Here is a 23,910-nt window from a genome sequence, read left to right on the forward strand (position 1 = left end):
ATTTTTAATTATATATTTATTATTGATAGAGAATGATTTACACGTAGTAAATTATCGCATATAGAAACATTTATAATACGAGTATTTAATTTTTTTGTTTGTTTTCAACAGTATAATATTTGTAAAAAAGATAGAATATAAATATTTTAATATAAAAAAGTTTAAAAAACATATAATTTTATTTAAAAAACAGATTTTTATTTGATTTTAAAGAAAAAATGTACTAAAATAAAAATATATGAAAATTAGTTTTTCTATTTTTTAATTTATGGAGGAAAACATAACTATGAAAGCTTTAGCTAGATTTGGTAAAGAATTTGGTGGGTACAGAATGATTGATGTACCTGTTCCAGAAGTAGGTCCTGAGGACATACTGTTAGAAATAAAAGCCGCTGCTATATGCGGTGCTGATATGAAACATTTTCGTGTTGAAAATGGCTCTGATGAGTTTAACTCTATAAGAGGACATGAATTTGCTGGTGAAATAGTAAAAGTTGGAAGTAATGTTAAAGATTGGAAAGTTGGTCAAAGAGTAGTTTCTGATAACAGCGGACATGTATGCGGAGTATGTCCTGCTTGTGAACAAGGTGATTTTTTATGCTGCGAACAAAAAGTGAATTTAGGGCTTGATAATAATAGATGGGGAGGAGGTTTTACTAAATATTGTATAGTGCCTGGAGAAATTTTAAGAATTCATAAGCATGCTATATGGGAAATACCTGAAAATGTAAAATATGAGGAGGCTGCTGTATTAGATCCTATATGTAATTCCTATAAAGCTATAGCTCAGCAATCTCACTTCTTACCTGGACAGGATATAGTTGTTTTTGGTACAGGTCCATTAGGATTATTTGCAGTACAAATAGCAAGAATAATGGGAGCTGTTAATATTGTTATGGTTGGTTTAGAAGAGGATACTAAAGTAAGGTTTGGGGTTGCACAGCAATTAGGTGCTACACATGTAGTTAATGCTTCAAAAGAAGATGTAGTAAAACGCTGTCAAGAAATTTGCGGAAAAGATAATTTAGGATTAGTAGTTGAATGTTCTGGTGCAAATATAGCATTAAAACAATCTATTGAAATGTTAAGACCTAATGGTGAAGTTGTAAGAGTTGGTATGGGATTTAAACCAATAGAATTCTCTATTAATGACATAACTTCTTGGAATAAAAGCATAATAGGACATATGGCATACGATTCTACATCTTGGAGAAATGCTATACGTCTATTAGCATCTGGAGCTATAAAAGTTCAGCCAATGATAACTCATAGAATAGGTCTTTCTGAATGGGAAAAAGGTTTTGAAGCTATGGCAAATAAAGAAGCAATAAAAGTTATTATTCATTATGATTTTAAAGAATAATATAGCTTAATTTTAAATAGAGGGGGCATTATAATGAGTAATACAAATATTGTAAATTGCGGTCCTAGATTAGATAGGCTGCCAAATAATAAATGGCATTATCAAATATTTGCAATGATAGCATTTGGCTTATTAGTATGTTGGAGTAATGCAATAGGCGGATTAGTATTAGCGCAATTAGCAGAAATAGGCTGGACAAATAATGATATAAGTGCAATATTCTCATCATTAACTACAGCAGGTATGTTTTTGGGTGCTTTATTAGGAGGTATTATTGGGGATAAAATAGGACGTAAAAAAAGTATATTATTATTTGAACTAATACATATAGTATCAATGTTGTTAGGTGCTTGTTCTCCAAATATGACTTATTTAATAGTTTTTAGATTTATAATGGGTTTTGGTTTGGGAGCATTACTTACAACTATGTTTGCTGGATTTACAGAATATATGCCTGGAAGAAACAGAGGTATGTGGTCAAGCAGAGTTTCATTTATTGGTAATTGGTCTTATCCTATATGTTCCACAATTGCTGTATTTATATCTCCAATTTTTACTGCTAATATGAATTGGAGAATACAATTTATAATACCATCTGTATTGTCATTGATAGCAACATTAATAATTTGGAAAAAATTTCCTGAATCTCCTCGCTGGCTTGAATCAAAAGGTTTATATAATGAAGCGGAAAAAATAATGTCAGACATAGAAACACAAGTAGAACAAAATATAGGAAAAAAATTAGAACCTATAGCAACAAATTCATCAGAAGAAATAAAAAAAACAGCAAACATTTCTTTTGCAGAATTATTTAAAGGTGCTTTATTAAAAAGAGTAATACTTGGATCTTTTGTATTAATAGCCATGAATGTAGTGCAATATACTTTAATAAATTGGCTTCCAACAATATTTTTAGCACAAGGAATAAATCTAAAAGATTCAATAGTATTAAACACAATGAGTATGTTTGGAGCTCCATTTGGAATATTTATAGCTATGCTTATTATAGATAAGATACCTCGTAAAGTTATGGGTCCTGGTTTGCTTATTGTAATAGCAATACTTGGCTATATATATTCAATGCAGACAAATATGACTTATATAACAATAATAGGTTTCTTTTTAATAACATTTGTATATATGTATGTATGTTATGCTTCTGCTGTATATGTACCTGAGATATGGCCTACAGAGGCAAAACTTAGAGGTTCAGGAATATCAAATGCAGTTGGACGTATAAGCGGAATTATTGCTCCATATGCTGTAGCAAGTCTTTTAGACACAAAAGGGCCTATGGGAGTATTTATACTATTAGGTGTTGTATCTATTATAGTTGCTATCGCTATCATTACAATCGGTATAGAAACCAGAGGTGCTTCTATCGAAGAGATTGGTAATGTTTCTAAAAAATAAAATCATAATAAAAAGAGGTTTTATATGAAAAACACAAAAGCTATTTTAAAAGTTCCAGGAACTATGGAAATTAGAGATGCTGAATATCCTACTCCTAAAGATGATGAAGTTTTAATTAAAGTAGAATATGTTGGTATATGCGGTTCTGATATACATGGATTTGAATCAGGTCCTTTTATACCGCCTAAAGATCCAAATCAAGAGATAGGTTTAGGACATGAATGTGCTGGTACAGTTGTAGAGGTTGGGCAAAAAGTAAAAAACTTTAAGAAAGGCGATAGAGTATGCATTGAACCTGGAGTTCCTTGCGGAAAATGCAGATTTTGCTTAGAAGGAAAATATAATATTTGTCCGAATGTAGACTTTATGGCAACACAGCCTAATTACAGAGGAGCATTAACTAATTATCTATGCCATCCTGAGAGTTTTGTATATCATTTGCCTGATAACATGTCTATAATGGAAGGAGCTTTAGTTGAGCCTGCTTCTGTAGGTATACATGCAGCTATGACTGCAAATGTAAAACCTGGACATAAAGTTGCAATATTGGGTGCTGGTTGTATAGGTCTTATGACATTACAAGGCTGTAAAATAATGGGCTGCAATGATATTGTTGTTGTAGATGTTATAGATAAACGTCTTGATATGGCTAAAAAATTAGGTGCTTCACAAACAATTAATGGAAAAGGCGATACTGTTTCAAAAATAAAAGAAATATTTGGTGAGCTTGGTGCTGATGTAGTGTTTGAAACAGCAGGCTCCCCTATTACAGCAAAACAAACTCAAGATATAGTAATGCGTGGCGGAAAAATAATGATAGTTGGAACTATTCCAGGAGAAACTCCTATTAATTTCTTAAAAATCAACCGTGAAGTAACTATACAAACTGTATTCCGTTACGCAAACAGATATCCAGTAACCATTTCTGCTATTTCAAGCGGTAAATTTGATGTAACTTCTATGGTAACGCATCAATTTGATTATAAAGATGTACAGAAAGCATTTGAGGATTCTGTAAATTGTAAAAATGAAATAATAAAAAGTGTAATAAAAATAGATTAATTAAATTTTTTGGAGTATGTATTTATGTTGGCTAATATAAAATATTGGGAAGAAAAAGCGCAAAAGGGACATTATGCTATACCGCATTTTAATGTGTGGAATGCAGAAATGTTGATGGGAGTAATTGATGCCGCTGAAGAGCTAAAGGCGCCAATTATAATATCATTTGGTACAGGGTTTGTTGGAAACACTTCTTTTGAAGATTTTTCTAAAATGATGGTTTCTATGGCAGAAAAAGCTTCTATACCTGTAATAACACATTGGGACCATGGGCGTAGTATGGAAATAGTAAAAAATGCCTATGAGCATGGCATGAACTCATTAATGAGAGATGCTTCTGCATTTGAATTTGAAGAAAATATACGTTTGACTAAAGAAGTTGTAGATTATTTTCATCCATTAGGAATACCAATAGAAGCAGAACTTGGTCATGTTGGAAATGAAACTGTATATGAAGAAGCATTGGCTGCATATAAATATACAGACCCTAATCAAGCTGCTGAGTTTGTAGAGAGAACGCAGTGTGATTCTTTAGCTGTTGCTATAGGAAATCAGCATGGAGTATATACATCTGAACCGCAAATTAATTTTGATGTATTAGAAAAAGTTAGTAAAGTTGTATCTGTACCTTTAGTATTACATGGTGCTTCTGGTATAGGCGATGAAGATATTAAAAAGGCTATTTCTTTGGGTATATCAAAAATTAATATACATACTGAATTATGTCAAGCAGCTATGCAGGCTATAGTAAAAAATCAAGATAAAAGTTTTTTAGAATTAGAAAGAGCTGTAAGACAAGCAGTTAAAGAAAGGGCTATGGAAAAAATTATATTATTTGGAACAGATAAAAAGGCGGTTTGATTTTGGATAAGAAATTAGATGTTATTTGTCTTGGAGCAGCTATTGTAGATATTATTCTTCAGCCTGTTTCAAGAAATATATTTGATATAGAATCATATCCAATAGAAAAAATAAAAATGACTATTGGAGGAGATGCTTTGAATGAGGCTACCATTATCAGCAGACTTGGATATAAAACAGGAGTGATTAGCTGTATTGGAATGGATGCTGCTGGAAATTTTATTATCGAGTCTTGTAAAAATGATAATATTGATATTGAAGGAATAAAAATAGTAAAAGAGATAGATACTTCTATTAATATAGGATTGGTTACAGATAATGGCGAGAGAACTTTTGTTACTAATAGAAACGGAAGCTTGTGGAAAACAAATATTGAACATATCAATTTTGATAAAATGAAACAGGCTAAAATCCTATCACTGGCAAGCATCTTTAATAATCCATTATTAGATGGTAAAGCATTAGTTAGTATATTTAAAATAGCCAAAGAAAATAATATGACTATTTGCGCGGATATGATTAGACCTAGGTTGGGTGAGACTTTAAATGATATAAAAGAGTCTTTACAGTTTATTGATTATTTCTTCCCTAATTATGATGAAGCTAAGCTATTAACTGGAAAAAGCAAATATGATGATATAGCTGATGTGTTATTAGAATGCGGTATAAAAAATGTTATAATCAAAACTGGAAAAGAAGGCTGTTTTATCAAAAATAATGAAAGAACTATTGTAATACCTGCTGTAAAGGGAATAAAGGCAATAGATACTACTGGAGCTGGAGATAATTTTGTTTCAGGATTTATATCTGCTATTTTGAAAGGTAAAAATTTGGAGGAATGCGGTATTTATGCTAATGCCACAGCCGCAATATCTGTACAATATGTAGGTGCTACAACAGGGGTACACAATAGTGAGCAAGTAACAGAAATTTTAAAAAAATATGAGGTAAATAAATAATGGAAAAAATGAAACTTGGAAATACAAATATTGAAATTTCAAGAATAGGTTTAGGTACTTGGGCTATAGGAGGAGGACCTGCTTGGGGCGGGGATAAAGATGAACAAGTATGTATAGATACTATTAGAAAATGTCCTGAGCTTGGTATCAATTTAATAGACACTGCTCCTGGATATAATTTTGGAAACAGTGAAAAAATATTAGGTAAAGCATTACAAAAAATGAACCGTAAAGATGTTGTTATTATAACAAAATGCGGTATTGTATGGGAGAGAAAAGGAAGCCTTTTTAACAAAGTTGGAGATATTCAGCTTTATAAAAACTTATCAAGAGAATCTATACTTGAAGAGATAGAAAATAGTCTTAAACGTATGCAAACAGATTATATAGATATTTATATGACTCACTGGCAAGCCGTAGAACCTTATTTTACCCCTATTTCTGATACAATGAAAGTTTTAAATGAACTAAAAGCAAGCGGTAAAATAAGAGCTATAGGAGCAGCAAATGTTACTGTAGAACATATTGAAGAATATTTAAAATATGGAAGTTTAGATATAGTTCAAGCAAAATATAGTATATTAGACCGTGCTATAGAAAAAGATTTGATTCCTATATGTAAAGAAAATAATATTACTATTCAAGCATATTCTCCATTGGAACAAGGATTATTAACGGGAACTTTACCTAGAGACTATATTCCTGTTGGTGCTCAATGTAATAAAAAATGGTTCCAAAAAGAAAATATGCAAAAAGCTATGGATATGATGGATAAATGGCAGGAACTTTGTAAGAAATATAATTGTTCTATCGCTAACTTGGCAATAGCTTGGATACTATCTCAAGGAAAATTTATTAATCTATTAAGCGGAGCAAATACTGTTGCTGAAATAGAACAAAACGTTAAGTCTATACAGTTAAAATTGTCTGATGAGGATATAAAATATATGCGTGAATTGGCTGAAAGTATTGATAAATAAATCTCAGTTAATAATTTATTTTGCTATTTATTATAATAAAAAAACTTTGATATAAATCTAATAAATGGTAAAATAAATAAAAAATTGAGGTTTAAATAATGAAAAAAAGATTAGATAAAATTAAGAATAAAATAGAAATTGATAAAAAGGTTACTGTTTCTGAATTGAGTAAAACTTTTAATGTAACAGAGGAAACAATTAGAAGGGACTTAGAAAAGTTAGAGATAGAAGGTTTTTTAACTCGTACTTTTGGAGGAGCAATATTTAATAATCAAACCCAAAAGGAACAAATGAGTTTTTATACTAGGGCTTCTATTAATATAGAAGAAAAAAGAAAAATAGCAAGTTTATTTTATAATATGATTGGAAATAAAAAAACTATAGCTGCTGATTCTAGTACTACTGTGATGGAAGCTATAAAAGCCATAAAAAACATAAATGGTTTAACTATTCTAAGTTCTTCTACTGAAATTTTTAGAGAATTATTAGGCTCTAAAATAAATATTATTTCAATAGGAGGAACATTTAATGAGAAAACTCTTTCGTTACAGGGAAATTTAGCCAAAGAAAATATAAAAAGATATTATATGGATATTGCATTAATAAGCTGTAAAGGATTGGATATCAATAAAGGTGTTATGGATTCTAATGAAGGAGATGCTGAAATAAAAATGGAAATGATCAAGCAGGCATCAGAAGTAATACTTCTTGCTGATAACACTAAATTTAATAGGAAAGCGCTGGTACAATTTTTAGATTTAAATAAGGTGAATTATATAATAACAGATAAAAAACCTACTGATGAGTGGATAGACTTTTGTAGAGAGGCAAATATAAATTTGATTTATTGATGTAACAAAAATATTCCTGTTTGATTATCCGTATAATCATATATAAGCGAGGAATAAAATGAAAACAAAAAAACATCAAATGTCTATTGTAAAAAAAATGTTAATAGCTGTAGTATTGGGAATAATATGCGGTATATTATTTCTATACTTAAGAGAATATTTATTATCAGTAAATAAAGAAAAAATTTGGATAATTATAAGCAAAATATTGTTTAACGATATTTCTGAAGAGAAAGGATTTTATTCCATAGGACTCTTTTATATTGTTGGTCAATTATTTATGAGATCAATACAGTTAATGATTGTTCCATTAGTTTTATCATCTTTAACAATTGCATTATGCAGCATGACAGATACAAATAGATTTGGAAAAATTGTTGGAAAAACTATTATAATATTCATTATTTTTTATATTGTTGGAGCTTTATTGGCTAGCTGTTTTGCATATTTCCTTAAAAATTTAGGTGTTTTTTCAGTACAATTGCCTGAAATGTATGAAAAGTCTATAATAACAATGGAGGCATATAATCCGCTTGTAACAATTATAAATATAATACCATATAATATAATAGATTCTATATCCTCAAATAATAGTATACTTTCTGTTGTATTAATTGCTGTAATAATGGGGATTTGTCTCAATAAAATCGGAAGAGAATCTAACTATATTAAAGAATTATTAACTGGTATAAGTAATATAGTAAACTTATATATGAATTTTATTATTAATAAAATAAGCCCTATAGCCATCTTTTGTATGATTACAAGAAGTTTTGCTATATACGGCATAGAATATTTAACACCTACAATTGCTTGGATGATATCAACTATAATTATTAGTATAGTATTAGTATTTACAATTTATCCCATTGGCATTTTTATATCTACAGGTTTAAATCCATTTGTTTTTATTAAAAAAATTACAAAAGTAGGTTTATTTGCAGCAGCAACAAATTCATCAGCTGCCACACTTCCATTGAATACCAAAACCTGCATAGAAGAATTAGGATGCAGTGAAGAAATTAGCAGTTTTATTTTGCCAACTGGTATGACTATAAATATGAACGGTACCACAGTAATGCATATGATGTCAATAACTTTTATTGCCACAGCAGCTGGAATTAATTTAAAACCCGAACATCTTGTTATAGCTGCTTTTCTATCAATATGTACAGCTATGGGAACACCTGCTATACCAGTAGCAGGAACAACTATGATATTTGTTATATTATCTGGACTTGGATTTACTTCTGATTTTTGTATGATTGGATATGCCTTAGTGCTTGCTATGAATTATCCGCCAGGTATGGCAGCAATTACTTTAAATGTTGTAGGAGATGCTGCGACAAATGTAATTATAAATGAAAAAGAGAATAAATTAGATAGAGAAAAATATTATAGTTAATGCTATTAATTTATTACGGTATGAATTAGTGTAAAATATTAATTCATGCCGTAGTATGTAATTATTAATTCTAAAAATTATATCAAAATCTTTTAAATTAAAAAAACTACTTCACGCACGGTGAGTAAAATTTTGAATTATAATAAAATTTATAATTTTCAATTAATGTATATTTGTAACTTTACTCTGCGTGCGGTGAAGAGATTATAAATCTAAATAAAATTGGGGTGGGCTTTAGAATTGCAGAGAATATTTTAAAGAAGTATAAAATAAAAATAACAGATATAAATTTTAAATATATAGGGCGGGCAAATGTAAATAAATTTATAAGTAATAAATCATTCGTAATTTTTTTATATTTTATTTAATAGTATTTTTATTTGTACTTTTGATTCTTTGATGAAATTAGCACAGTGTAGACGAAAAAAGGATAATAAAAAAGGCGATACCTCATAAAAAGATACCGCCATTAATATTTTAATATACTTAAACTATTTATTATTTAGACTCAATTATAACTTTATGCTGTCCGTCATAACCAAACACCTCAGGGTTATACATCTCTTCGGCCTTAGTAGCAGGAAGTAAATATTCACCAGGTGTAACAGCACGAACTACATATTTGTATACATGCTCACCCTTGTCTAAAACATCAGCAAATAATAATATTTTGTCATTGTAGTTTTCAGTGTGATTAAATCCGCCCCACCACCAAGTATTATTATAATTTCCTGTGATGTTTTTAACTTCGCTGCTTTCTGTAGCAAATGAAGAGTTTAATATTCTCATACCAGAAGCAATAGGAGTGTCAACTACAACAAAATGTCTTTCATAAGGAACTGTAACTTTTACCACAACCACATACTCTTCGCCTTGTTTGAATTTCTCTTTAGTAAGGTCTAATACTCTGCCGTCTTTAGTTTGATACTCTCTCACAATATTTATTCCCATATCTCTATTAACAGCTAACTCACGAGGTGCATAAGTAAGTCTTACACCATAATAAAGTCTTCCAGCACCATTTCTTCTAATATTTGCTATAGAAGCTCTTGTATTTAAATTGCTTAATCTCTCATTCATAAACTCACTTAAAGCATAATTTTGTGTTAAGCTAGGCTGAGTTCTTGAATTAAATGTTTCAGCAAGTAAAGTTTTTCCCTGATATATAAACTCTGCTTTGAAATTAGGTTTAACATTTTCGTATTTTTTGTAATACATATTCATAGCAGAAAATACTGACACATTGTCTTGAGTGTTTAAATATCTGCCGTTTTTTCTTGATTGAACAAGCCAGCGAACCACTTTTTCATTGATAGCATTGTCGTATCCTGTTTCTATCAAAGCATATAAAGCAACTGAAGTATCTCTCACTGATGAAGAGTGTATCCAGTAAAGATTTTTATATCTCTCTTCTAATTCATAATGAGCAGTATTAGGGTCTTCTTTAATGGTGTTAAGTATATATTGTCTAACATCAGTAAATGACTTGTTATCATATTTGTTATAATACATAGCTCTCATTAATTGAACCTGTCCATAGAAAGGTATATTATTAACTTGAGGGTATATTCTGTCTATTATAGCTTTTACATCGTTAGAATTATATCCGCCTTCTGCAAGCACTGCTGCAATATAAGATATAGATGAAAGATTAATATACTCATCAAACCAGAAGCTAGGTTTTTCAGCCTCACCGCTCTTAGCATAATTGTTAATATATTCTAATGCCAATTTTAGAGAGTTTTCGTCTATAGTGTAGCCCTCTTTTTTAGCTTTAATCATAGTCTCAGCAGCATAAGCAGTAAGCCAAGGAGATATCCAAGTTTTGCTAGGATAATAAGAGAATCCTCCATTAGGGCTTTGATAAGTAGGCATAGCTTTTAAGAAATTATTTACTGTATTGTCTAATTCTTCTTCAGCTATATCAGTAAGCTTCATGTCTACTAATAGTCTCTTACTTGTTATTATAGGATAAACTCTTGATAACTGCTGTTCCAAACAAAGGTAAGGATAATTTATAAGATAATTTATTCCTCCTGTAAGCTCGCTAAATGCACTAGGAGACATATAAACTTCTAAACTTCCAGCACCCTTATAAGCCTCTGTAGTATTTGGCACTCTAATCATTAAATCAGTGTTGTTGTTTGTAGTGCTTGAGAACATTGCCACAGATTCTGTAGTCATAGGGATATTAACTTTAAATGTTTTCTCTACAGCATCAGTATATTCTCCGCCTTTAGCAAGTATTGTAACTTTAGCTTCTCCGCTGTTTGTAGTTATAATATCAAATCTTACATCAGCATTGCCGCCTTTAGGCACAGTTATTTTCTGAGTAGCATTTTGTATTAAAGCATTAGAAGATACAGCTTGAACTTCTATCTCTAAATCTTTATCAGAATAATTATAAACTATGCTTCCAGCCTTAAACTTATCTTCAACATAAGCAAACTCTGGAAGTGTAGGCATAAGCATAATATTTTTCTTAACTACAACAACATCATCAGAAGCACCAAAATAACCGTCTTTATTGATAGCAGAAGCCATTATTCTAAATGATGTAATATTATCAGGTAAATTAAATGTAACAGTAGCCTTACCATTAGCATCAGTTTTTACTCTTCCTTGATAAAAAGCAGTTGTTAAGAAGTTCTTTCTTATACTAAACACATCCATACCCATAGCCTCAGCTTTAGCCATAAGCATATTGTCTGCTCTCATACCATCTCCGCCAGGTGTGTCTCCTTTCTCGCCATAATTACGCTGACCTATTAAGTGTATTCTTGTGTCAGCACTTGCCACACTCAAAGGTCTCTGTCCATAGAAAGTATTAAACCAGTTTGGAGTTTTATAGCCTATTAAATTCAATACTCCAACATCAACTACGCTTAGCATAATCTCTGTTTCCATAGGCTCACTTTCTTTAGTTTCAACATATAAATCTACTGTCATCTCATCACGAGGCTCTAAACTGTCAGCAGATTTTGTTATTGTTACATTAAGCTCTTTTTCACGAGGAGATACTGAAAGCCCAGCATAACCAATCTTAAACGATGGCTTTCCTTCGTCTGTAGCATAATTAGTATAAGACTCATTTTCAACTCTTCCTTTGACAAGTGAAACACCCACATAAACATTAGGTAAATATTCAGGTTTTATAGGCACTTCTATTAAAGCAGTAGAGCCTTCAATATTTGTAACAAAAGAATCTATTACATATTCTCTCTCAACTGTTACCAAAGCAGTAGCAGATTCATAAGGAGATTTTACCATTATTCTTGCTGTTTCATAAGGTTTATACTCTTCTTTTTCTGTGATAAGCTCAAGTAAATCATCATCAAACATAGCCCAAGGAGCATAATCTTTACCTATAACATACATATATTCATCAGCAGCAACTTCTCTCTTTTTAGAATCTTTTGCTCTTGCTAACACTATATAAAGACCAGAGTTTGTAGGAGTAAAGCTGTAGGCAACAGGGTCTTTTTTTGTTGTAACTGTAGTAGTTTCAATAACATCATCAATCTGTGTAGACTCCCACTCAAATCTTCCGCCTGTTATAGCCTTTCTTACAGACTCCCAATGTCTTCTTATAACTTGAACTTCTATTTTTTTGCCTTCAAGCCTATTTCCTTCAGTATCAACTGCAATAAACTCTAACTCTGTAGGCTTATCAGTTTCCAAGAAATAACCTTGTCTTTTTATACCAATATAATAATCACTTCCATGAACCAATACACTCTTAGTTGTGCTTACTTTTTGAGAATCCTCACCAGATACTGTTGCCTCTATTGTAACATAAGCAGAATGTATTGAACGGCTTGCATCCACTGTCGGACTATAAGCATATTCTCCGTTTTCATCTAATGAACCAGTACCAGTAGCTATTGTAGAATAATAGTTATTATAATACTCATCTTCAAACCAGCTTAATTTTGTAAATCTAAATCCTGCATTGTTAGGAGGAGTGAAGAAAGTTTCATTCATAGATATATTATAATCAACTCTATTAGATATCATAGGCTCGCCGAACAAATACCAGCCAGACATCTTAATAGGCATAGTGTCGCCTAAATAATAATTTTTATCTTCAACCCAAAGTCTGCTTTCATATTCTAAAGGCTTAAACTCTTCAACTCTAAAGCTCTGTGATAAACTATAAAGCTCTTCATCATTGTTTTTTTCATTAGAATTAAATGCCACCCTCACGCTATAATAGCCAGTAGGAGCATCTGCAGGAAGAGTAAAGTCTATTAAATAAGAACCAAATTCATTTAAGCTAACATCTCCCTTATAAATCTCTTCGCCTCTTGAGTTATTAACAGTAAATGAGCCATTTTTCAAATTAGTAGGTATATTCCAATTTCCAACAATGTTTTCTCTTACAACACCTTTTATATGTACTTCTTCGCCTGCCTTATAAAGTCCTCTCTCTGTAAACATAGAACCATTATACTCTTTGTCAGCAGGTGAATAATCATAACTTATATCCATTCTCCAAGGTGAAACACCTGTACCCCAATCGCTATTGATAAAAGATACATCATCCCCCTTTGTAACTATTGCCCATTGTCTTGGTGTATCCCATCTGCTTGCTCTTTTTATCCCAAAACTTCTAAAACCTTTAGTAGTAGCTATTCCATTTTCATCGGTTGTTGCTTTTTCTAATACTCTATTAAAGTCATCTCTTATCTCTACTTCTGCACCTGCAACAGGCATTCCTGTTTTTAAGTCTGTTACAAATATTGTATTTGAATCACCTGAGAATTTTCCTGTTACGCCCATAGATGTTATTTGTATTTGTGAAGCTGTTGAATAATCGTACTCGCTTTGGTAGCCTGTTTTACTTTTAAACTCTATTGATAAAAGACCGTACTCTTTATTATTCATATAATTTGTTAAATATAGTGCAGTTGTAATGTATCTGTTTCTTTCAACATTTGGAGTATATTCTGTATTATTATTGTAGCCAAATAAGTTTTTATATTTATTAGTATAATTTCTAAACTCTAGAGTTTCATCATATCTATATACTTGTTTATTTACAAACAAGAAAGGTATAATATTTTCTTTATCAACGTATCTGCTTTGTATATAAATTGTATTAGGGTTCATTACCTGCACTGGAAGTTTTACGCCTTCATAAGCTTCTACAACTCCCATTCCAGAAGGTATTGAAACGCTTGGGTTATAATCTGTAACATTTAATGTAATATTTTTTTCTTCTCCTAAAGTTTGTCCGTAAATATCTTTTAAGCTTCCTTTAATTTTTATATTATAAGTGATATTAGGGTTAAATCTAAGGGCATAAAGCGAGAAGCTTTTAGAAGACCATGAGTTTTGTTCTATTTCTTCTTGTGTAGGAAGCTGAATTTGCGGGCTTATTTCCATATTTTTTATTAAGTTAGCCCACTCTACTCTTGTACTGAATTTTATTTCTGGAGCTTTTGGAGAATATGATGCTGTTACTGTTTGCTCTTCTTCTCCATTAAAATAAAAATCATCATGCGTAGAGAAATTAAAAGTATCATTATCTGCTGTGCCTAAATCTCCATTAATGGCAGCAAGTCCTTCTTCTATATACACACTTATTTCATCATCTTTATTTAAAGCTTTTTTAGGTTTTATAACCAATACCTGATTTAATTCATATTCATTAGTTTCCCATTCTCTTAAATCTTCTATTTTTGCATATCTTACATCAAAATCTATCTCTCTATAATTATTGCTTGATATTAATTCTATTTTCTCTTTTGCACTTTGCAAATATATTGGCATATTATAATAAATAACTATATTAACATCTGTAGGAAGGTCTGATTGTCTGTCATAAGGAGAACTTTTTTGCATTATTGGTCTTAAAGTATTAAAAGTCCAAGTATAATCATTTTCTAATATATCACCTGTAAGTTCGCTTTTAATTCCTTTTTTAAGCGTAACTTCTATTTTTGTATTGTCTGGTAAAGCTTCACTAGGATAAAATGCTAAAGTATTAACAGAAAGCCACCTGTATTTACCTTTGACATCTATATTAAAATTAAAATATTGATTAGTTACTTCTTTTACAGCTTGCAATGCAACCATTTGCTGATTGAAAGTTACTGTTATAGCTTCATAGTTAGCTCTGCTTGTATTCTCTCCAATAGGAGTAGTTCTGTCGATACTAACAGCACCAAATAAAGATAAACTGCTCATAAAAATAAATGACATAATAATAATATAAAATATTTTTAGTCTTAGAATGGACTTTCCCATAAATACCCCCAGATAATATTCAATTATAATGTTATACCATAAATAATTTTAAAGTAAATAATAAATTAGAATTTATTATATTTTATTTAACAATAATATTATGAAAAGAAGATAAAATTTTTAGTTTATAAAAAATATCTTGTAATATGTATCATATATTTTATAATAAAAAAATGATTAATATTGTTTATGAAGATGAATATTTTTTAATAATTAATAAAGAATCTGGCATAGAAGTAAATGATTCTATAATAAACATAATAAAAAAAGATTATCCAAATATAAAAGAACTTTTTTTGGTGCATAGATTAGATAAATACACATCTGGAATACTTATACTTGCCAAAGATAATAATATAAAAACATATTTTGAAGATGCATTCAAAAATAGAGAAATTAATAAAGTATATCATGCTATAGTTGAAGGCATACCAAAAAATATGAAAGGCACTATAGATATACAAATAGCAAAAGACACAAATAATCCAAATAAAAGAATAGCAGTAAAGAAAGGCGGAGAGACAGCTATAACATATTATAAAATATTAAAAAAGTTTAAACTACATTCTCTTTTAGAACTTAAACCAATTACAGGAAGAACTCATCAAATAAGAGTACATTTGTCTTATTTGGGGAATCCTATAATAGGCGATAAAATATATTCTAAAAATGCCAAACTTTATAATATAAAAAGCTTTGCCCTAATAGCTAAGGAAATACATTTCATACACCCAATAACTAAAAAAAATATAGATATAGAAATAAAATACAATAAAGAATTTTTAAATAGCCTAAAAATTTTATCTCATAAATAGTTAATGCTTTATCTTTGCTATAAATATATTTTCTATATCTTCAATAGTTTTTATAGTGTTAAGTATATTATTAATAGTAGTTTTTCTTAATACAAACATCATATTATTATCTTTACTTAGAGTTTTATCTACATTTATAGAATTATTATTAAAAGCATTAATAAAAGAATCAATTTCATTTTTTAAAGATTTAAATCTTACATAAAAATCTTCTTCTTTATCTTTAAAATCTTTTATTATTAAATCATTATTATAATGAGTAAAACCTAAAATAGGAGAAAAAAGTTCATCACTAATAGCCATATTTTTAGCAACAAATATAATATCTGAAACTATAGCACTGCTTGTATTAGTTCCTCCTGCCCCTACCCCATAAAATACATTGTCTCCAGCAATATCACTAATAATTTTAATAGCATTAAAACTATAGCTTGTTCTAGCTAAAAAGTTTCTGTCTTTTATAAAAGTAGGCATAACATAAACATATAAATTATTGTTTTTATCTATACTGGCATCAGCAATAAGTTTTACAGTATATCCTAATCCCATAGCAAATATAATATCATCTAATAAAATATTTCTTATACCTCTAATGTAAATATCTTTCATATTAATAATATTACAAAAAGCTATAGATGCTAAAATGCATATTTTGTGCGCTGTATCTATACCATCTATATCAAACGTAGGATCAGCTTCAGCATAACCTCTATCTTGTGCCTCTTTAAGAACCATGTTAAAATCTGTTTTTTGTTTAGTCATATTAGTAAGTATGTAATTACAAGTACCATTTAATATACCTGATATTGATTCTATATTATCAGCAGTTAAACTCTCTTTCATAGCTCTTATTATAGGAATAGCTCCCGCAACAGAAGCTTCAAAAGCAATATCTGTTTTTCTGTCTTTTATTAATTCTTCAAGACTATTAGCCAATAATGCTTTATTTGCAGTAACAATAGGTTTATTAGATTTTAGTATTAACTCTTTTGCTGTAGTCATTCCGCCAAGAACTTCTACTATAATATCTATTTCATTGTCATTTAATATATCATTTAAATCTTCTGTTTTATTTTCTATAGTATCAAGATATTCATCATGTTTTTCTTTTATATTTCTGCTAAATACTGTTTTTACTATTAATTTAAATCCGCTTCTTCTTTCTATGCTTTTATTATTCGTTATAATAGTTTTTAAAGTAGCCCTTCCAACATTACCATAACCTGCTATTGCAATTTTTATTTCTTTACTTTCATTCATATCTATCTCACTTTATTAAATATAATAGAAATTTATTTGTTAACTTTTAAGTATATAGGACTATATAAAAAAAATCAAGTTACTATATATAGTTTTTTATATTGGAAAGTTATATATTTATAAGTAATTAAATATTTATAAGTTAATTAAAAAATTTATTTATTATTTCTTTTAAGCTTTCTTTATCCAATTTATAAATATTAAGTAATTCATCTCTATTAGCAGTTTCAAAAAACTTATTTGGAAGAGCATGTATTTTTGTTTTTTTATTATATATTTCGTTGTCAGAAAGAATATTCAATATGGCAGAACCAACTCCCCCCCTTTTTACACTTTCTTCAATTATTAAAATATTGTCTGATTTTTTTGCAGCATCAATTATAGTTTTTTCATCTAAAGGATTTAATGTGCATAAGTTAATAATAGTAGTATCCAAATTAATTTCATTTACAGCATCAACAATATCAATCAAAGTTTGTCCATAACTTATAATGCAATTTTTTTTACCTTCTCTAATAATATGAGCCTTACCAATTTCAAAGTTATCAGGTATTATATTTTTATCGCATTCTCTTACAGAAGACTTATTATATCTTATCACTGTAGGACCATTATATTTATAAGAAGCTATAAACATATCTTTAAAATCTTTTTCAGCTACAGGAGCCATTATTACTATGTTTGGAATAATGCTTAAGAATGAAATATCATATACACCCTGATGAGTATCTCCGTCTTCTGGCACTAAACCAGCCCTATCAATCATAAACTTAACATTAGCATTCATTATGCCAACATCATGTATAACTTGGTCATAAGCCCTTTGCAAAAATGTTGAATACAAATAAACATAAGGTATAAGTCCGCTCTCTGCAAGACCTACAGCAAATGTAACGGAATGCTGCTCTGCTATACCTACATCAAAATATCTGTCTTTAAAAAGTTTAGCATATTCACTAAGCCCTGTTCCAGATTCCATTGCAGCAGTTATTGCAATTATCCTTTTATCTTCTTTTGCAGCATCTACTATGCATTCGCCTGCAAGATTAGAAAAAGTTTTTGATGACTTCTTTTTTAATTCTCCTGTTTCTATATCAAAAGGAGCAATACCATGAAACTTTGTAGGGTTTTCTTCTGCTATAGTATATCCCTTGCCTTTTATAGTATTTACCTGAACAATTCTAAGACCATGTATAGATTTCACTTTTTCAAATGTTTCAATAAGCTCTTCATAATTATGTCCATCTACAGGACCAAAATATTTAAATCCAAGTCCGCTAAATGCTATACCGGGTGCAACAAAACTTCTTATAGCACCCTTACCTCTATCTATAAACTCGTTTGCAATATCCCCAAATGGAAGTGTGGAAACTAAATTTTTTAATTTGTATGATGCATCTTGAATAATACTATCGTTTAAAGTTGTATTTAAAAACTTTGAAATAGCACCTATGTTTTTACCAATAGACATTTCATTATTGTTTAATATTATTATCATATCTTTATCAGTATGTGCTATATTATTCATAGCTTCTAATGCCATTCCTCCTGTCATAGCACCATCACCTATAATAGCTATAACCTCTCCGCTATAGCCTAATATTTTTTTGGCACTTGCTATTCCATAAGAAAATGAAAGCGAAGTTGAAGAATGCCCTGTTTCTTCTATATCATGTTCAGACTCTTCTCTTTTTGGAAAGCCTGATAAACCTTTATATTTTCTTAAAGTATTAAATCTATTCTTTCTTCCTGTGAGGATTTTATGCGTATAAGCCTGATGCCCAACATCAAAAATAAAAGCATCTCTTGGAGAATTAAACAAATAATGCAAAACTATAGTTAAATCAACTACACCCAAATTACTTCCTAAATGTCCGCCTGTCTCTGATACACTTTTTATTAAAAACTCTCTTATCTCTGAAGCTAAAATTGGAAGCTCTTCTACACTAAGTTTTTTTAAATCATCTATAGAGTTAATGTTTTCTAAATACATACAGCCTCTTATAAAAAATACTATTAATATTATAATACCGAAATTTTTTAAGTTTGTCAATTTTTATAGTTTTGTTTTTATTATTTTCGGGGACTAGCCCTACCACTTCTTTTACGACCAAAGGGAGTCCTTTAGGACGACCGTAGGAAGTGCCTTCGGTATTGGTATAAAAGAAGCAAAAGAACTGCATTTTAATACAATTTTATAGTACTACACTATATTTAATATATATATTACCAACATATAAATCTAAAATAATTGCATTTTTTGCAACTTTGACGAAGTTCGCAGAGCGACCGAAGGAAGTGCCTGTGGTGCGAAGGCTGGAAAAAGTTGAATAAAACAAAAACTTATATGACACAATATAGCTGTTTAGATATATTTATTATATGAGTATTACATTTTTTTCAACAAATTATCTAATGCTAAAAGGATTAAGTAAATAGCCATTTCTAATATAATTAATAGGTGTTAATATTATATAAAAAATTAGCATATTAAACATAGATATTATAAAAGAAAATATTAATAAAAGTGTATAAGCATCAATACAATTATTTATAAATATTAAAACGTTTTTTGGTATACCTATATTAAACAATATTTTAATGAGTATCAAAAAAGTGTTTATAATGAGAATACAAGCAAATAACACAATAACTCCTTTCCATGCATGCGATATATCTGCAGGGCTTAATTCCATATGAGAAGCTATTGATATTGAAAGATAAAGAAATATCCAAAAACTTAATTGCTTTAATGAAGAATTAACTATAATATTATTTATTATATTTTTTGATATATAATAAATTGAATTAAATATATTAAAAAACTCATTATAAGCAAAAGAAAAAACGCCGTATTTATTGCTATAATTTATCTTTGGTATATTAAAAATATTTTCTTTAAGCTCCGGCTGTAAAACTATAAAAAGCAAATAAACAATAAAACTTCCAACTATAATTGGTGCTATGCCTATAAAAAAATTCCCAAGCTGCTGATACCAACTGCGAGAATCATAGCTATGAAGAACATAGCCTATTGTGTCAGATTTGGTATTAAAAAGTTTTATATCATCAATTCTATGCCTAAATATAATGCAAAATAAGGCATGAGAGATTTCATGTATTGGCGTTCCTATCCAGCCTGTTATATATAATTCTGCCTTGCTTCCTAAAGTCTTTGCAAATAATCTTCTTGTTGTATAAGAAATAAAATAAAGCAAAAATCCAAATATTATAACATTGCCGAATAATCTAATTAAATCTATTACAGTCTTTGAAACTATTATAAACAAAAAATAAAATACATCTTTAATCATTGTGTTAGTTTATATCGGAAATAATAATGTTTATAGTGAAAGAAAATTAAATATATAAAAAAACATAAAAAAATTAATTATTTTGTTTGACTTTTATGTTTTTTTGAATATAATAACTACATATAGAAATATTAAAAGGAGTGAAAAATGTACTTATCGTATAACACCTGTCAAATTAATTTAACTTCAAATATTCATTTTCAACTTTCTAAATTCTATAAGTCTTTCAAACGTAAGTAATTCTAAATATTAATCTTAATTAAAAACAATAAAAAATTATAAAATATTATTAAAAAAATTAACTTAATACTATATTTAAAAGTTAACATATTATATTATTAATTTATAGTATTACAAGGTTATAAGTGTATGCAAAAAAATAAATATTTAATATTAGATGATAAACTTAATTCTATCGAGAAATATTTAATAGATTTAAGGCGAGATTTGCACAAACACCCTGAATTAGGCTTTGAAGAGTTTTACACATCTAAAAAGATTTCTTCTATACTAAAAAGTTTAAATATAAAACATAAAGTAAAAGTGGCAGAAACAGGAATAGTAGCAGATATAGAAGGAGAAGATAAAAGTTTTACAGTGGCATTTAGGGCTGATATGGATGCTTTACCTATGGAAGACTTAAAAAAATGCGAATACTCTTCAATAAATAAAGGTAAATGTCATTCTTGCGGACATGATGTTCATACTACAATATTAACAGGAATTGCAAAATATTTTTCTGAAATAAAGCCGCCATGCAATATAAGGCTAATATATCAGCCTGCAGAAGAGACTACAGGCGGTGCTTTACCAATGATTAAAAAGAATGCATTAAAAAATGTTAATGTAATATATGGTCTTCATGTTAATCCAGAATTAAAAGTTGGAAGCATTGGTGTAAAATATGGAGCAATGTATGCTAGTTCAAATATGTTTGATGTAAAAGTGTATGGAAAATCTGCACATGGGGCAAAATCATACAATGGAATAGACAGCATATTAATAGCTAGTCATATACTAACTCAAATGCATAGTTATACTTCATCATTTACAGATGGAAGTATGAGGCTTCATGTTGGGTTGATAAATGGAGGAAGTGCGAGAAATATTGTTGCTGATTCTGTAAAAATGGAAGGCATTATAAGAATGCTTTGCGATGATAAAAAAAGAAAAGAGAGACTAACTGCAATAGAAAAAATTGTTAAAAACACTGCATATAGTTTTAATGCTAAAGCAGAGTTTATAAATATGCCTTCGTATCCTGCTTTGATTAATCATAGCAATGCTGTAGATATAGTAAGAGAATCTGCTAATAATATTAAATTAAATATTGTAGAAGAAAATGCTAATATGACAACAGAAGATTTTAGCTATTATCTTCAAAACATAAGCGGTGCTTTTTTTAGCTTGGGAGTTGCAAACAAAAAAATAAACTACCCTATTCATAATAGTATGTTTGATATAGATGAAAGTGCTATTAATATAGGAGTAAAAATGCAGATAGCTAATGTTTATGAAAGTTATTTAAAAAAAGATTTATTTAAAAAAATAAAAAACAACTAATAAATAAAAAAAAGGAGAAAAATTATGTCATTATTCGAAGGAGCTGGTGTAGCTTTAATAACACCATTTACAAAAGACGGAGAGATTAATTATAAAAAACTTGCTGAACTTATAGAATATCAAATAGCAAATAAAACAGATGCCATAATAGCAGCAGGAACAACAGCAGAAAGTGCTACACTTACAAGGGAAGAGAGAATAGAAGTAATAAAATTCTGTATAGAAGTTACAAATAAAAGAACAATGCTTATAGCAGGTACAGGAACTAATGTCACCAAAACAGCAGTGGAACTTACACAAAAATCATGCGAATATGGTGCAGATGCTATAATGGCAGTAACTCCATATTATAACAAAGGTAATGAAAGCGGACTTATTGACTACTACACACAAATAGCAAATGCATCAAAAGCACCTGTTATAATGTATAATGTACCTTCAAGAACAGGTGTAAAACTTCCGCTTAATGTTATTAAAAAATTATCTGAAATATCAAATATAGTAGCAATTAAAGAAGCAAGCGGAGATATGAGCTATACTGCCGATATTGCAAACATTGCTCCGAAATTAGACTTATATTCTGGAAATGATGATATGGTTACTCCTATACTTGCTTTGGGAGGTAAAGGAGTTATATCTGTTACAAGCAATATTATACCTAAAGAAAATCATGATATGGTAATGAACTTCCTTAATGGTAAAGTAGAAGAATCTATAAAAGCACAAGTACATTATATAGATTTAGTGAGAGCTATGTTTATAGAGGTTAATCCAGTGCCTATAAAAGAAGCTATGAATATAATGGGCTTTGATGTTGGACCTTGCCGTTCACCTCTTGGACCTTTAAGTGAAAAAAATAGAGAGTATGTAGCTCAAATAATAAATAAATATGGGATTAAAAAATGAATACAACTAAAATAATAATACATGGTATTGGAACAATGGGAACTATATTAAAAGATATAGTTGAAAAAGATGATAGTTTAGAGTTAGCTGGTTTTGCTGATAATCTTACTAATGAAAAAGGTGATGTAATAGTAGACTTTTCTCATTTTTCATTAATTGAAGATATGCTTAATTATGGAGTAAAAAATAATATACCTATTGTAATATGTACTACAGGTTATGATGATAAAATATTAGAAAAAATAAATGAAGCATCAAAAAAGATTCCTATAGTGCTTGCTTCAAATACTTCAATAGGTGTAACACTTATGAATGAGATAGTTTCAAAAGTTGCAAGTGTATTGAATGATTTTGATATAGAGATAGTAGAAACTCATCATAATAAAAAGATAGATTCTCCAAGCGGTACAGCTAAAACTTTATATAACACTATTAATAACACTTTGAATAATGAAATGCATTTAGTTAATGGCAGAAGCGGTACGCACAAAAGAGAAAAAAAAGAAATAGGAATGCATTCATTGAGAGGCGGAAGCGTGGTTGGAGAGCATAGTGTTATATTTTATGGAGATGATGAGGCGATTGAGATTACTCATAAGGCTATGTCAAAAAAGATATTTGCTCATGGCTCTATTAAGGCTGCTAAATTCCTCGTTGGTAATAAATCTCCAAAACTCTACAACATGAAAGAAGTATTATCTTAATTTTTAATAATAAAGTTATGAGCATTATGATAAAACTTATATTATGCTCATAACTTTTTAATATAAAAATTAATAATAAAAAATAATTAAAAATTGATTAATTTTTCCTTGACAAAATATAAAAATAAATTATAATTCTCCTTAAAGAAATAAAAATAATATTTCTTCCTGTATTAGGATTACAAAATGAAAAACAAATTAA

The 23,910-nt window shown here is 29.2% G+C and carries 16 protein-coding genes; 12 read left to right on the forward strand and 4 right to left on the reverse strand.

Annotation, left to right across the window (positions count from 1 at the left end):
- Positions 1–286 precede the first annotated feature (286 nt).
- From R4I97_RS06070 to R4I97_RS06105, 8 genes are all read left to right on the forward strand, one after another.
- Positions 287–1,363: a zinc-binding dehydrogenase gene (locus R4I97_RS06070; protein WP_335784193.1), complete on the forward strand. Its 1,077-nt coding sequence runs from the start codon at positions 287–289 to the stop codon at positions 1,361–1,363.
- A 33-nt stretch (positions 1,364–1,396) separates the two neighbouring features.
- Positions 1,397–2,776, forward strand: coding sequence for an MFS transporter (locus R4I97_RS06075; RefSeq protein ID WP_335784194.1), 1,380 nt, complete (start codon positions 1,397–1,399; stop codon positions 2,774–2,776).
- 24 nt (positions 2,777–2,800) lie between these two features.
- Positions 2,801–3,838, forward strand: a complete 1,038-nt coding sequence (locus R4I97_RS06080; protein ID WP_335784195.1) for an NAD(P)-dependent alcohol dehydrogenase — start codon at positions 2,801–2,803, stop codon at positions 3,836–3,838.
- Positions 3,839–3,862: 24 nt separating this feature from the next.
- Complete coding sequence (locus R4I97_RS06085) at positions 3,863–4,699, forward strand: ketose-bisphosphate aldolase (RefSeq protein WP_335784196.1); 837 nt, start codon at positions 3,863–3,865, stop codon at positions 4,697–4,699.
- Between the two features lie 2 nt (positions 4,700–4,701).
- Positions 4,702–5,658: a carbohydrate kinase family protein gene (locus tag R4I97_RS06090; RefSeq protein WP_335784197.1), complete on the forward strand. Its 957-nt coding sequence runs from the start codon at positions 4,702–4,704 to the stop codon at positions 5,656–5,658.
- Complete coding sequence (gene ydjG / locus R4I97_RS06095; protein WP_335784198.1) at positions 5,658–6,638, forward strand: aldo/keto reductase; 981 nt, start codon at positions 5,658–5,660, stop codon at positions 6,636–6,638. Before R4I97_RS06090 ends, ydjG begins: the two co-directional genes overlap by 1 nt.
- 98 nt (positions 6,639–6,736) lie before the next feature.
- Positions 6,737–7,489, forward strand: coding sequence for a DeoR/GlpR family DNA-binding transcription regulator (locus tag R4I97_RS06100; protein ID WP_335784199.1), 753 nt, complete (start codon positions 6,737–6,739; stop codon positions 7,487–7,489).
- Positions 7,490–7,547: 58 nt separating this feature from the next.
- Positions 7,548–8,894, forward strand: coding sequence for a dicarboxylate/amino acid:cation symporter (locus tag R4I97_RS06105; RefSeq protein WP_335784200.1), 1,347 nt, complete (start codon positions 7,548–7,550; stop codon positions 8,892–8,894).
- A gap of 498 nt (positions 8,895–9,392) precedes the next feature.
- Here R4I97_RS06105 and R4I97_RS06110 read toward each other — a convergent pair whose 3' ends face one another.
- Positions 9,393–15,146 (reverse strand): MG2 domain-containing protein, encoded by a 5,754-nt coding sequence (locus R4I97_RS06110; protein ID WP_335784201.1) that lies wholly within the window; start codon positions 15,144–15,146, stop codon positions 9,393–9,395.
- Positions 15,147–15,292: 146 nt separating this feature from the next.
- Between R4I97_RS06110 and R4I97_RS06115 the strand changes: the two genes are divergently transcribed.
- The gene (locus R4I97_RS06115) at positions 15,293–15,961 is read left to right on the forward strand and encodes an RluA family pseudouridine synthase (RefSeq protein WP_335784202.1); all 669 of its coding nucleotides are present in this window, start codon (positions 15,293–15,295) and stop codon (positions 15,959–15,961) included.
- Here the strand turns inward: R4I97_RS06115 and R4I97_RS06120 are convergent, their stop codons facing one another.
- The 3 genes from R4I97_RS06120 to R4I97_RS06130 all read right to left on the reverse strand — a co-directional run bounded on the left by R4I97_RS06120 (position 15,962) and on the right by R4I97_RS06130 (position 20,535).
- Positions 15,962–17,221 (reverse strand): homoserine dehydrogenase, encoded by a 1,260-nt coding sequence (locus R4I97_RS06120; protein ID WP_335784203.1) that lies wholly within the window; start codon positions 17,219–17,221, stop codon positions 15,962–15,964. It lies immediately after the preceding gene.
- Positions 17,222–17,363: 142 nt separating this feature from the next.
- Complete coding sequence (gene dxs, locus R4I97_RS06125) at positions 17,364–19,214, reverse strand: 1-deoxy-D-xylulose-5-phosphate synthase (protein WP_335784204.1); 1,851 nt, start codon at positions 19,212–19,214, stop codon at positions 17,364–17,366.
- 415 nt (positions 19,215–19,629) lie between these two features.
- Positions 19,630–20,535: a hypothetical protein gene (locus R4I97_RS06130; protein ID WP_335784205.1), complete on the reverse strand. Its 906-nt coding sequence runs from the start codon at positions 20,533–20,535 to the stop codon at positions 19,630–19,632.
- 369 nt (positions 20,536–20,904) lie between these two features.
- On the opposite strand from R4I97_RS06130, the gene R4I97_RS06135 reads away from it, so the two are divergent.
- From R4I97_RS06135 to dapB, 3 genes are read left to right on the forward strand one after another with little or no spacing between them, the layout of a single operon-like run.
- Positions 20,905–22,098, forward strand: a complete 1,194-nt coding sequence (locus tag R4I97_RS06135) for a M20 family metallopeptidase (protein ID WP_335784206.1) — start codon at positions 20,905–20,907, stop codon at positions 22,096–22,098.
- Positions 22,099–22,122: 24 nt separating this feature from the next.
- Positions 22,123–23,004 (forward strand): 4-hydroxy-tetrahydrodipicolinate synthase, encoded by an 882-nt coding sequence (gene dapA, locus R4I97_RS06140; RefSeq protein WP_335784207.1) that lies wholly within the window; start codon positions 22,123–22,125, stop codon positions 23,002–23,004.
- Positions 23,001–23,708 carry a 4-hydroxy-tetrahydrodipicolinate reductase gene (gene dapB / locus R4I97_RS06145; protein ID WP_335784208.1) on the forward strand — a complete coding sequence of 236 codons (708 nt, stop codon included), beginning with the start codon at positions 23,001–23,003 and terminating at the stop codon, positions 23,706–23,708. Before dapA ends, dapB begins: the two co-directional genes overlap by 4 nt.
- The last annotated feature ends 202 nt before the right edge of the window (positions 23,709–23,910 follow it).

It is taken from the genome of Brachyspira pilosicoli (assembly GCF_036997485.1).
GTDB lineage: Bacteria > Spirochaetota > Brachyspiria > Brachyspirales > Brachyspiraceae > Brachyspira > Brachyspira pilosicoli_C.

Bases quoted from the DNA above. Each gene is read 5' to 3' on its own strand.
- R4I97_RS06070 (WP_335784193.1), top strand. From the start codon at position 287: ATGAAAGCTTTAGCTAGATTTGGTAAAGAATTTGGTGGGTACAGAATG.
- R4I97_RS06075 (WP_335784194.1), top strand. From the start codon at position 1,397: ATGAGTAATACAAATATTGTAAATTGCGGTCCTAGATTAGATAGGCTG.
- R4I97_RS06080 (WP_335784195.1), top strand. From the start codon at position 2,801: ATGAAAAACACAAAAGCTATTTTAAAAGTTCCAGGAACTATGGAAATT.
- R4I97_RS06085 (WP_335784196.1), top strand. From the start codon at position 3,863: ATGTTGGCTAATATAAAATATTGGGAAGAAAAAGCGCAAAAGGGACAT.
- ydjG (WP_335784198.1), top strand. From the start codon at position 5,658: ATGGAAAAAATGAAACTTGGAAATACAAATATTGAAATTTCAAGAATA.
- R4I97_RS06100 (WP_335784199.1), top strand. From the start codon at position 6,737: ATGAAAAAAAGATTAGATAAAATTAAGAATAAAATAGAAATTGATAAA.
- R4I97_RS06105 (WP_335784200.1), top strand. From the start codon at position 7,548: ATGAAAACAAAAAAACATCAAATGTCTATTGTAAAAAAAATGTTAATA.
- R4I97_RS06110 (WP_335784201.1), bottom strand. From the start codon at position 15,146: ATGGGAAAGTCCATTCTAAGACTAAAAATATTTTATATTATTATTATG.
- R4I97_RS06115 (WP_335784202.1), top strand. From the start codon at position 15,293: ATGTATCATATATTTTATAATAAAAAAATGATTAATATTGTTTATGAA.
- R4I97_RS06120 (WP_335784203.1), bottom strand. From the start codon at position 17,221: ATGAATGAAAGTAAAGAAATAAAAATTGCAATAGCAGGTTATGGTAAT.
- dxs (WP_335784204.1), bottom strand. From the start codon at position 19,214: ATGTATTTAGAAAACATTAACTCTATAGATGATTTAAAAAAACTTAGT.
- R4I97_RS06130 (WP_335784205.1), bottom strand. From the start codon at position 20,535: ATGATTAAAGATGTATTTTATTTTTTGTTTATAATAGTTTCAAAGACT.
- R4I97_RS06135 (WP_335784206.1), top strand. From the start codon at position 20,905: ATGCAAAAAAATAAATATTTAATATTAGATGATAAACTTAATTCTATC.
- dapA (WP_335784207.1), top strand. From the start codon at position 22,123: ATGTCATTATTCGAAGGAGCTGGTGTAGCTTTAATAACACCATTTACA.
- dapB (WP_335784208.1), top strand. From the start codon at position 23,001: ATGAATACAACTAAAATAATAATACATGGTATTGGAACAATGGGAACT.